Below are 11,248 nucleotides of genomic sequence, written 5' to 3' on the forward strand. Positions count from 1 at the left end.
CATGCCCACGACGTATGAGGACGCGGAAGTGCCCGCGTGGCCGGTCTACGCCCTCACCGTGCACGACGGCGGCCAGGTCGAAGCCTCCGGCCCGTCGGTGCCCGCGCACGGGCATCCCGACCGCGCCTCGGCCATCGACACCGTGGCCGCGGCGGCCACCCGCCTCGGCCGTCCCGTACGGGCCGAGGCCACCGAACCGGACGGCACCGTATGGCATTTGGTCATTTCGCCCGAGGGAGCGGTGGGGGAACTCCCGGGCGGCGGACAGCGCGCCAAGGCCAAGGCGACGAAGAAGCGCCACGACAAGTCCTCGGCCCGGCCCGCGGAGTCGGCTGCGCCACGGCTGTCGGCAGAGACCGGCGGGGGCACGATCGCCGTACGGAACTCACCAGGGCCTCCGTCGAGCGGGCACCCCGTGACGGCCGTGCCGATCCGGCCGGGACCGAGTACGGCGGTGGTGGTCGCTTCGCGTCGGCTCGGTCCGGCGGGGGCCCATGTCGGCCACGTCGGCCACGAGCCCGAAACCGACCCGCGAACAGATCCCGTGGAGTACGCCGAGTCCCTGGCCCTCGTCACGAAGCTTCTTCGGACAGGGCGCGTCGGGAAGGCCGCCTCGCTCGCCTCGCGGCTGGACGAGCAGGCCGCCGGCACTCTCGGGGTCTCCCACCCCGACGCCCTGCGCATCCGCGAGATCCGGGCCCGGGTCACCGCCCTGTCCGGGAACGCCCTCGGCGGCGTACAGCTGTTCCGCGACGTTGCCGAGCGCTGGCACTACCAGGGGGACGGCGAGCGGGCCGAGGCCGCGGCGGCCCGCGCCCAGGCGCTCTGGCTACAGATCACCGACCTGGACCCCGCGCTGTCCGCCGCCGTCGCCGTGGTCCGGCTGCGCAACCAGATCCCAGGTGAGGGCGGCGCGGCGCTCACCGCCGCCGTACAACACCGGGCGCGGCTGGAGGCGTCCCGCGTCGCGGGCGGACAGCCGCTGCGGGAGATCGCCCCGGCGGGCCCGCCCGGCAGGGTGCGGACCCGGCGTCCGATGCCGTCCTGGGAGCGCCCCGCGCAGGAGACGCAGGAGACGCAGGAGACCCGGACGGCCAGGTGAGACCGGGGTCGTTCGGTGGTCCGCCGAAGCGGGCCGGACCGGTCACGCGGCAGGCGTGTGCCACTGGGCCGGGTGCTTCCCTGCGACCACTTCGTCGGGGGTCTCCACGATGCCCAGGGCCATGCGCAGCGCCCGTACCGCGTGGTATAGGCGGGACTTGACGGTGCCCGGCGGTATGCCGAGCGCGAGGGAGACCTCGCGTGTCGACCTGCCGGTGTAGTAGGTCTCGTACAGCACCTGTCGGTGCTTGGACGAGAGCGACTTGAACGCCTGCTGGAGGATCATCGAGGAGAGCAGCCGGTCGACGTCGTCGGACTTCGCCAGCAGCTCGTCCAGCCAGGCGGTGCCGTCGACCTCCTGGGGGCGGGCCATCCGCAGCCGGTACTCGTCGATGACGAGGTTGCGGGCGACTCTGAACAGCCATGGCCGCAGGGGCTGGTTGTCCTCCATGCTCTGCGTGCGCCAGCAGCGCAGCAGCGTCTCCTGCACCACGTCCTCGGCTCTGTGCCGATCGCCTCCCAGCAGCCGCAGGACATAGTGGTACAGGTCCCTCGCGTGGTCGTCGTACAGCGTGCGCATCGCTCGTTCCCGGGCAGCGACGGCTCCGTTGGATCCCATCACGGTCCAACTCAAGGTCGTACTCCCTCGTTCTGTGACCTCGTGGCGAAGGTCGGGCGTCGAGGCCGGGTTCAACAGCCCCGATCACCGGGAGTCTCGCGAGCCGTGTTCCACGTCGAGTTGACGAGCGATTTACGTGCGGCCGTTGGATCCCGCCGGAACCGGAGGCCGCGCATCCGTAGCGGCGGGGGCGCCCCCACCGGGCCCTCCCCGCCGCTGTCACACCGTTGAGCTGGGCTTTTCCCCTCAGGCCGCTCCGGTTACGCGGGTGTCCGACGCCTCGGTGAGGGCGCGCATACGACGATTGACGAGCCGCGGCAACGCGGCGTCCACCACGGTCCGGCCGCCCTGTTCGCCACGCGTGGACGACACGGCGAGCAGTACGGCGAGCAACGCGCGGCCGTGGTCGACGGCGGACGGCACGTCCTCGACCAACAGCCACGCGGCGGCCGCCCGGGTCAGCTCCTCACGTACCCGGGGGTCGCCCTGCCGGTGGCGGATCCGGGCGAGCTCGATACAAGTGGCCGCGGCGAGACGGTGGTTGTCGCTCCGGTGGGCGACGAATGCCTCCAGCGCGTGGGCCTCAAGCGTGTAGGGGTGTTCGCGGCCGAAGGCGCGCGCGGTGTGTTCCCGCAGCCGGAAGGCGAGCGCCGCCGCCTGCTCCAGCGCACCGGCGTCCACGGAGTGGCGGACGAGCGCGACGAGTTCGGCGAGTTCCTCCGGAACGGCCTGCGGAACCCGTCCCGGGATCGCTTCCGGGGCCGATTCCGGGGCCGATTCCAGAACCCCTTCGGGGATGGCCTCCGGAACCGCCTCCGGAACCGGCCTGTCCACGACCGGGGGATGTGTTCGGCCGGAGCGGGGAGGCTCGGGGACCGGCGGCCGCCCGGCTCCGGCGGGCGCCGGCCCGGTCTGCGGGACCACGACCGGAGACCGGACGGCGACCGGCGGGCGGACCGCGACCGGCGGCGGAGCAACTGCCGCGGGCGGAGCGGCAGTCGGGGGCGGAGCGACAGTCGGAGGCAGGGCGGCGGCCGACGGCGGAGCGGACATCGGCCCGGGAGCAGCGGCCGAAGGCGGAGCGACAGCCGGAGACGGGACGGCAACCGACGGCGAAGCAACGGCCGCAGACGGGACGGCAGTCGGCACCGGAGCAACCGCCGGAGCTGGCACCGCAGTCGGCAGCGCAGTCGGCGGCGAGACAACGGCCGAAGGCGGAGCGGCAGCCTGAGGCGGCGCGGCAGCTGACCGCGGGGCCTCCGAACGGGGTTCCGGCTCCCCCGTCTCGTCGTGTTTCTCGTGCAGCAGGACCCGGCTCGAACCGTCGGGTGCGACCTCGACGAGGGTGACTTCACCTCCCTGCCTGTCGAAGATCACCGCCTCGACGCACTCACCCCGGGCCTGTGCGTGACGGTGCATCATGTCCAGCACCACGATGTGCACCGGCTCGCCCTCCGGCACCTGGAGGGGTTCGCCGTCGACCGCCGTACTGCCGTCGTGGTCGATGAGTACGTCGAAGGGGGACGCCGTCGGCGCGGGGTCGTCCGGTGTGTGGTGGTCCTGTGCGGTGGGGTCCGGTAGGTCCTGACGAATGCGCTTGCTGAACACGTCGTGCCTCCCTGCTGTGCTGGTCAGTAACTGGGCATGGGACGCGGGCTGAAGGTCGGGTACTCCTCCCCGTCCGTCAGGTCGACGTCCGCGGAGTACAGGGCGAACGACGACCTGACGCTGACGATGTAGCTCTGCGCCCGCGAGTTGTCCGGCACGCCCTTCGCCTGCTTGACCGCGTCCAGACCCCCGTCGTACGCCGCCAGCATCAGGTCCAGGCGATCGCCCGTGACCTCGTTGTTGGCCATGAGGGTGTCGATCTCGTCCGCCAGCGAACACATGTACCGGCCCTGAGCCATGATCGAGTCGGCGGCGTCCAGGGCCGAGGTCTTGTCGTTGTCGTTGTCGTCCTTGCCGAACTCCTTGAACTTGTCCGGCGGCAGCTGGGAGATGCCCTCGGCGCCGTCGGGACCGATCAGCTTCTCGTTGAACTGGGACTCCGTCTGGATCTGCGCGGCGATCACCATGGCGCCCATCTGGTGGCACTCCGCCCCGGCGTCCTCGATGCGCGCGAGGTACTCCGGCGGCACGGCACTGTCGTTCAGCGGGCCCCGCCCGTTGCTGGAGTACGCCGACACGACCTGCGCGGTGTCCACGGGGCTGCCGCCGCCGCTGTCGTCGCCGCAGTGCAGGATGCCGATCTTGCAGAGCAGCATGAGGGGCCAGAAGATCCACCCGAGGGCGCACGCGACGAGCGTCCCGGCGATGATCAGCAGCAGGAGCACGAAGGCGATGACGCAGCCCACGGTCCCGCCGCCGATGCCGAGGGCTATGTAGGTGGCGTACTTCTGCGCGTCGGCGGAACTCCCGGAGTCCCCACCCCCACTTGCGGCCACGACCCGTCACACCCCTTGTCCTCGTCTGCCGGACATGCGTCCCCGGACCCCTTGAACCAGGTCGCCCGATTTCCCGTAGTCGCTGCCCGACGGATCACCGCGGGCACGCACGCCGCAACGGACACGACGGCCCATCAGTTCAATCCGGGATCCGTCGCAGTACGCGACATGAGGGAAGGGGTGGATGCGCATGGGTGTTCCTTCGGCAACGTCCGCCGGTTCGCAGATGTGGGTCCGCGGGCCGACCACACAACAGGCGGCACAGCAACAGGCGGCAGAGGCAACACAGGTACAGGCAGTACAGGCGCAGGCCGTACCTACGGCACCAGCGCAGGCGCAGGCGCAGCCGCAGGCGCAGGCCGTACCTACGGCACGAGCACCAGCTCAGGCACAGGCACAGGCACAAACAGCACCGACTCCCGCCGCGTCCCCCAGACCGGTCAGGCCGGCGCGGCCCGCGGCCCGTACGGCGCTGCCCAAACCCCCCGCGCCGGCCGGTAGTTCGCCGTCGCGGCACCAGGGTCAACAGGTCGCCTGGGTCACCACGCACGGCGGGGCCGGGGCGAGCACGCTCGCCCGGGTGCTGGGCGGCGCGGACGTCGGCCACCGGTGGCCCGACCCGGCCAAGGGCGAACCCGGCCAGGTGCTGCTGGTGGCCCGCACCCACAACACGGGCATGCGGGCGGCGTCCCACGCCCTGAACGCACTCCGCAAGGGGGACCACCCCGCCGGAGTGGAGCTCCTCGCCATCGTGCTGGTCGCCGATGCGCCGGGACAACTGCCGCGCGCGCTCGGCCGGCGCGTCCGCGTGCTGCGTTCGGCGGCCGAGGTCCACCGCGTTCCGTGGGTGCCGGCCTGGCGCCTCGGTGAGGACGTCGACCAGTTGCCGCGGGCGGTCCGGGCGCTGGCCCGACGGCTCGTCCCGGCTCCGGCCGGTCGTACGAGGAGGTCGCGATGATCTTCTCGGCCGACGAGGACCCCACCTCCAGCCCCACCCCCACCAGAGAGCTCATCGACCCCGCGACCTTCGGACCCAACGGCGCCTTCGACCCGACCGACCAGACCAAGATCCTGCTCGGCAACCTCACCTGGATCGTGACGGCCTGCGCGGTGGCGGGCCTGATGACCGTGGGCATCCAGATGGCCATGCAACTGCGCCGTGGCGAAATGGGCGAAGGTGCGACCTATTTCAGGGGCGCGTTCTTCGTCGTCGGCGCCTGCGTCATCGGGAGTACTGCCGGACCGCTCGTCAATTTCGTGTTGGTGCCACTTCTCTGACAGCCAGACAAATCCTTGTTGGTCGCAATAACTGGAGAATCCCGATGAAGGACACCCTGCTCTCCCTCTACGTAAACGGCCAGACCTTCCTGGCCTCCACAGGTGGCACCGCCGATGCCACCGGAGTCCCCGACCCGGAGATGAAGGCTCCAGGGGACCTCGCCAACGCGGTCAACACCGTACTGGGCATCGCCGCGTGGGCCGGCACCGCCGCCGGCGTGGGCGGAATCATCATCACCGGAATCATGATGGCCGTCTCCATGAAGCGCGGCGAAGGCTCCGAGCACTTCAGCCGTCTCGGCATGGTCCTGGGCGGCTGCGTCCTCGTGTCCACCGCCGGGCCCACCGTCGAATTCCTCTTCTAACAGAGTCCGACAAGAGTCCGACCGCAGGAGAGGCCATCGACGTGTTCGGCACAGAACGAAAAAAGGACCCGGTCGACGGGCCTTTCTACAAACAGCCTGGATGGATCAACTCAGCCCTCTTTCTTGGCTTTTTCGTCGTCATGTCGTTGGTGGCCCTCGTGGTCGACCCCAAGGGTGCCGAGGTCACGGCGAGCAGCGAGGAGACCCTCAACGGCCTCGGCGGCCCGCTGTCACCCGGCGACCCACAGCATGTCCGGACGGGGCCGGGCGGCCGGCCGGAGAACTGCCGTACCGACGACCGGGACACCGCCCGGCCGACCACGGCCCCGACGGATCTGAAGTGGCAGCAGCTCCTCGCCATCATGGCGCCCACCTCACCGTCGGCCGGGCCCCTCCACACCGACGCCACCATGTGGTGGTGCTTCGCCCACACGCCCACCGGGGCGGTGCTCGCGGCGCACGTCATTCCCGTCGAACTGAGCGGCGTCTCCTGGCGCATCGTCGCGGAGCAGCAGGTCGTGCCCGGGGAGGCGCGCGACTCGTTCGTCGCCAACAAGGCCCAGGCCGAGGAGAAGAACCTGGAGGAGAGCGCGGTCGGAAGGTTCGTGGGCTTCTCCGTGGCGTCCTACTCGGGCGACTCCGCGACCGTACGGCTGCTCCTCACCAATCCCATGGGCGGCTACCTGTCGACGTCGGTGTCGGTCCGCTGGCGGGACGGCGACTGGAAGGTGGCGCTCCTGGACGACGGGTCCCTCTACCCGTCCGTGAAGAACCAGGCGACGCCCAACGGCTTCATCATGTGGGGAGCGTGACATGTTCCTGGCCGCAGCAGGCGAAGGATGCGACGGGGGTCTCGACTTCTTCGGGATGTTCACCGACCCCATCGGCTCGATGATCAGAATGGTCGCCAAGATCATCATCCAGGGCGCCATCGGGATCTTCATGTCCGTGGGAGGCATCGCCTCGACCAACGAAGCGGCGTCGGGGACGATCAGCAACCAGACGCGGTGGATCACCGTGTACCTCGCGTGCGGCTCGATCCTCTTCGCCTCCGCCAAGATGGCCCTTGACCGGCGCGGCGAATCGGGCCAGACCGCGCTCAAGGGCATCCTGCGCATCATTCTGGTCAGCACCGCCGCGACCGCCATGATCGGCACGTTCGTCGACCTCATGGACCGGTACTCCCAGCACCTCCTCAGGGGCAGCCTCCTCAACCTGATGGAGGGCATCGACTGCAACGGCGGCATTCCGGACATGCTGCTGCTGGTCATCGGGTGCCTGCTGATCATCGCCGGCATCATCCACGCGCTCCTGATGTGGGTTCGGCTCGGCGTGATGATCGTCCTGATGGGCACGCTCCCGATGGCCGCCGCCGCCTCCATGACGGACTGGGGCGGCACGTGGTGGCGCAAGCACATCGGCTGGATGACCGCCTGGCTGCTGTACAAACCCACGGTCGGTCTCGTGCTGTACTCCGGCGCCATCATGGTCGACTCGTCGGAGGCCCACAGCACCACCGACACACAGATCGCGGGAATGGGCCTGCTGCTGCTCTCGGCCGTCGCGCTGCCGGCGCTGATGAGAATCATCGTCCCCGCGACGGCCGCCCTCGGCGGTGACTCGGTCGGGGACGCCACCATGGGCGTCGCCGGCGGCCTCGCCTCCGGAGCGAAGAGCCTGGCCGACGCGGCCGGCAGAAACGGCGGAGGAGACTCCGGCTCCAAGGGACCCTCCGGCGCCAAGGAGAGCGGCCCCTCCGGCGCGAGCGGCGACGGAGGCGGGGGCGGCGGCGCGAAGGGCAGCGGGTCCTCGACGGAGGGAGGCGGAGGAGGCGGCTCGGCAGGAGGCGGAGGAGGCGGCAGCGGCGGAGGCGGCGCCGGCAGGGCAGCCGGAGCGGCGAACCCCGCCCTCGCCGGAATGGTCGCCGCCGCGGAAGTGGCCGGCAAGATCGCCGGCGGAGCCGTGAACGTCATGAAGAGCGGGGTCGAGAGCGGCAACCAGGGAGACGGCAACTGACCGTCCCCGACCGGGTACGGCGTGAGCCTCCCCCTGGCCGCCTCCGCCGCACACGGTATGTGCGGCGGAGGCGGCACCCCGGGCCACACGAAGCCCGCACCCCGGGACACACCAAGGCGCCCCCCTGACACAGGGGCCGCACCCCGCACTTCACTCCACTTCACCCAAGCCAAGCTGACGCAGCGTCAACTCTCCCACCCCACACCCGAGTTCCCCCCCAAAGGAAAGGAACCAGGTACCCCATGTCCATTCAAGCCGCTGCCGTCGACCCCACGTACGGGAACTGGCGCAGGCCGAGGCGACCCGGCTTCGGACCGTTCGGTCTCCTCGGCACCATCGTGCTGTTCGGCGGGCTCGTCCTCGACCTGATGGTGTCGCTGATCTCGCTACAGTTCACGCTGGTCGTCATCGTCATCCAGAGCCTCTTCCTGGTGCCGCTGGCCGTGCGTACGCAGGACGGGCGCAACGTCTACCAGCTCTTCGCCGTGCGCATCAGCTGGTTCCGGCGCAAGGCCAAGGGCTCGAACGCCTACCTCTCCGGTCCGCTGTCCCAGCGCCCCGGCGGCAAGTTCCGCCCGCCTGGGCTGCTCAGCCAGGTCAAGGTCATCGAGGGCACGGACGCCTACGACCAGCCGTTCGGCGTGCTGCACCACCGCAGCCGCAACCTCTACACCATCGTGCTCGGCTGCGAACCCGACGGCGGATCCCTGGTCGACCCCGACCAGATAGACAACTGGGTGGCGTCCTGGGGCCAGTGGCTGGCCCGGCTGTCCAGCGAACCGGGTCTGCGCGGAGCCTCCGTGGTGGTGGAGACCGCCCCGGACACCGGCACCCGGCTGGCCAACGAGGTACTGCCGCGCATCACCCCCGACGCCCCGCCGGCCGCGCGGGCCGTGATGGAGGAGGTGGTGCAGCGCTACCCGAGCGCGTCCTCGGAGATGCACACCTACCTTGCCCTGACGTACGGCATTCCCCCGGGGCAGAAGCGCAGGACCGAGGACATCCTCACCGACCTCGCCATCCGCATCCCCGGCCTGCTCGCGGGAGTGGTGGGCGCGGGCGGCGGCCCCGCCTCCCCCTTGTCGGCCGAGCGCATCGCCGAGGTCGTACGCGTGGCCTACGACCCGGCCGTGGCCGCCGATGTCCTGGAAGCCCGCGCCCTGTACGGCGGGACCGGCCTGGAATGGGAGGACGCCGGCCCCTCGGCGGCCGTCGAGAAGGTCAACGCCTACCAGCACGACTCGGGGGTGTCGCGTACCTGGATGCTCACCCTCGCCCCGCGCGGCACGGTGCGCGCCCAGGTGCTGCGCGCCCTGCTGGAGGACGCGCCCGGCACCCGCCGCAAGCGGGTGGCGCTGCTCTACCGGCCCATCGACCCGGCGACCTCGGCGCGCATCGTCGAGGCCGACCGGCGGGCCGCGCAGTTCATGGCCACCTCCAAACGCGGCATGGTGCAGGCGCGTGCCGCCAACGAGGTGCGTGCCGCCGAGCAGACGGCGGTGGAGGAGGCCACCGGCGCCGGCCTGGTGGAGTTCTCGCTGATGGTCACGGTCACGGTCGACTCCGACGCCGACCTGGGCGACGCCAACGTGACCGTGCGCAACCTGCTGGCCGGAGCACGGCTGTTGATGCGCCCGGCCGACCGGATGCAGGCGGCCGCGTTCAGCTGCACGCTGCCGGTCGGAATCCTCCCGTGGGAACACACCCTGGTGCCGCGCGAACTGAAGGAAGCCCTGTGAGGACCAAGAACACGCGCGCCGGAAACAAGGGCGCGTACGAGGACGACGACGCCCCGATCACGTACAAGGACGAAGGCCCGGACCTCACCCCGAGGAAGAACGACCGGAAGAACGACAGGAAGAAGGCGGAGGCCAGGAAGAAGCCCAGGGAGGCGAAGGAAAAACTGGCGCCCCCGCGAGGCTGGTACGGACCCGGCGGCGGCCAGGTCGCCAACATGGACCCGCCGACCATGTGGCGGGCCACCACCGTCCAGGCCTGCGGACTGTGGCCGTTCGCGGCAGGCTCCGGCGCCCCCATGACCGGCGTACCGCTGGGCCAGCACCTCTACACCGGGGCCACCGTCTGCGGCGACCCGCTGTCCTGGTTCACCCGCGCCCACTACATCTCCAACCCGTCCCTCTTCATGCTCGGCATGCCGGGCCTCGGCAAGTCCACCCTGATCAACCGCATGCTGATCGGCCTGGCCGCCACCGGAGTCGTACCGCTGGTCCTCGGCGACCTCAAGCCCGACTACGCCGACACCGTGCGCGCCCTGGGTGGCCAGGTCATCTCCATCGGGCGCGGTGTGGGCGGCATCAACGTCCTGGACCCCGGTGCCATGGGCGCCGCCGCCCGGCGTATCGGCGGCGAGGCCGGACGGGTGCTGCACGCCGAGACCCACGGCCGCGTCCTCAACATGGTCGCCGCGCTCATCACCATCGTGCGCGACCGCCCCATGGACGACCACGAGCAGTCCGTCCTGTCCGCCGCCCTGCACCATCTGCGCGAACGCACCCCGCCGGACCGCGCACCGCTGCTGCCCGACCTGGTGAAGATCCTCGTCGAAGGTCCTGACCGGGTACGGGCGGTGACCCTGGACCGCGGCGACGAGACGCGTTACCGCGACGCCGTGGACCCGCTGCACCGCTCGCTCCTCGGCATCCTTGACGGGCCGCTGGGCGACACCTTCGCCTCCGAGACCTCCACCCGCATCAACCTCAACTCCTCCGCCGTGTGCATGGACATCTCCCGGATCGGCGAGGCCGACACCCAGCTCACCGCGGCGGCGATGCTGGCGGCGTGGTCCGACGGTCTGGGCACGGTGGCCGCCTCGCACGCCCTCGCGGACGCCGGACTCGCCCCCCGGCGCTGGTTCTTCACGGTCCTCGACGAGCTGTGGCGGCCACTGCGCGCGGCCTCCGGCATCGTCGACCGCATCGACGCGCTGACCCGCCTCAACCGCACCCTCGGCCTGGGCGACGCCAAGATCACCCACACCCTGAAGGACGCCGAGTCGCTGGGCAGCGACACCGACCGCGTCAAGGCACGCGGCTTCGTCGAACGCGCCGGCATGGTGGTGGTCGCCGGGCTGCCGCGCCAGGAGATGGAGGAGCTCGGCCAGATCGTGGGCCTGTCCCGCCGGGAGATCAACCTGGTCTCCTCCTGGTCCTCACCGCCCGGCTGGGCCGCGCACGGGGACCGCGAGGAGCCGCCCGGCCGCGGCCGATTCCTGATCAAGGTCGGTGGCCGCCCCGGCATCCCGATCCAGGTCGCCATCACCGACACCGAACGGCACCTGCACGACACGAACAAGCGCTGGGTGGCGAACAAGCCGGCCAACGAGGGCGGCTTCGAGCACATCCCCGACGACCCCTACGGACATCTCCCCGACCTCTCCAGAACCGCGACGGACCGGAGGTGAGCCG

At 70.9% G+C, this 11,248-nt stretch carries 11 protein-coding genes; 8 read left to right on the forward strand and 3 right to left on the reverse strand.

The features are described from left to right. Position 1: 1 nt before the first annotated feature. Entirely contained in the window at positions 2-1,102 is a 1,101-nt protein-coding gene (locus ACIPC1_RS36845) for a hypothetical protein (RefSeq protein ID WP_402525346.1), read from the forward strand. A 42-nt stretch (positions 1,103-1,144) separates the two neighbouring features. On the opposite strand, the gene ACIPC1_RS36850 is transcribed toward ACIPC1_RS36845, so the two are convergent. The 3 genes from ACIPC1_RS36850 to ACIPC1_RS36860 form a co-directional block, all read right to left on the reverse strand. Beyond that, positions 1,145-1,735, reverse strand: a complete 591-nt coding sequence (locus ACIPC1_RS36850; protein WP_384378489.1) for a sigma-70 family RNA polymerase sigma factor — start codon at positions 1,733-1,735, stop codon at positions 1,145-1,147. 231 nt (positions 1,736-1,966) lie between these two features. Further along, positions 1,967-3,328, reverse strand: a complete 1,362-nt coding sequence (locus tag ACIPC1_RS36855) for a hypothetical protein (RefSeq protein ID WP_402525349.1) — start codon at positions 3,326-3,328, stop codon at positions 1,967-1,969. Positions 3,329-3,351: 23 nt separating this feature from the next. Then, on the reverse strand, positions 3,352-4,164 hold the full coding sequence (locus ACIPC1_RS36860) for a lytic transglycosylase domain-containing protein (RefSeq protein WP_402525351.1): 813 nt from the start codon (positions 4,162-4,164) through the stop codon (positions 3,352-3,354). 580 nt (positions 4,165-4,744) lie between these two features. Here ACIPC1_RS36860 and ACIPC1_RS36865 point away from each other — a divergent pair. From ACIPC1_RS36865 to ACIPC1_RS36895, 7 genes are all read left to right on the forward strand, one after another. Next, on the forward strand, positions 4,745-5,122 hold the full coding sequence (locus ACIPC1_RS36865; protein WP_384378477.1) for a hypothetical protein: 378 nt from the start codon (positions 4,745-4,747) through the stop codon (positions 5,120-5,122). Beyond that, positions 5,119-5,442, forward strand: a complete 324-nt coding sequence (locus ACIPC1_RS36870; protein WP_402525353.1) for a hypothetical protein — start codon at positions 5,119-5,121, stop codon at positions 5,440-5,442. The genes ACIPC1_RS36865 and ACIPC1_RS36870 overlap by 4 nt, the downstream gene beginning before the upstream one ends. A gap of 140 nt (positions 5,443-5,582) precedes the next feature. Next, on the forward strand, positions 5,583-5,807 hold the full coding sequence (locus ACIPC1_RS36875) for a hypothetical protein (protein WP_384378688.1): 225 nt from the start codon (positions 5,583-5,585) through the stop codon (positions 5,805-5,807). A gap of 140 nt (positions 5,808-5,947) precedes the next feature. Beyond that, positions 5,948-6,619 (forward strand): hypothetical protein, encoded by a 672-nt coding sequence (locus tag ACIPC1_RS36880; protein WP_402525355.1) that lies wholly within the window; start codon positions 5,948-5,950, stop codon positions 6,617-6,619. Between the two features lies 1 nt (position 6,620). Then, positions 6,621-7,823: a hypothetical protein gene (locus ACIPC1_RS36885; RefSeq protein WP_402525357.1), complete on the forward strand. Its 1,203-nt coding sequence runs from the start codon at positions 6,621-6,623 to the stop codon at positions 7,821-7,823. A 242-nt stretch (positions 7,824-8,065) separates the two neighbouring features. Beyond that, positions 8,066-9,562, forward strand: a complete 1,497-nt coding sequence (locus tag ACIPC1_RS36890; protein ID WP_402525359.1) for an SCO6880 family protein — start codon at positions 8,066-8,068, stop codon at positions 9,560-9,562. A 215-nt stretch (positions 9,563-9,777) separates the two neighbouring features. Continuing rightward, positions 9,778-11,244: an ATP/GTP-binding protein gene (locus tag ACIPC1_RS36895; RefSeq protein ID WP_402525534.1), complete on the forward strand. Its 1,467-nt coding sequence runs from the start codon at positions 9,778-9,780 to the stop codon at positions 11,242-11,244. Positions 11,245-11,248: the final 4 nt, after the last annotated feature.

Source organism: Streptomyces sp. NPDC087263 (genome assembly GCF_044744645.1).
Lineage (GTDB): Bacteria > Actinomycetota > Actinomycetes > Streptomycetales > Streptomycetaceae > Streptomyces.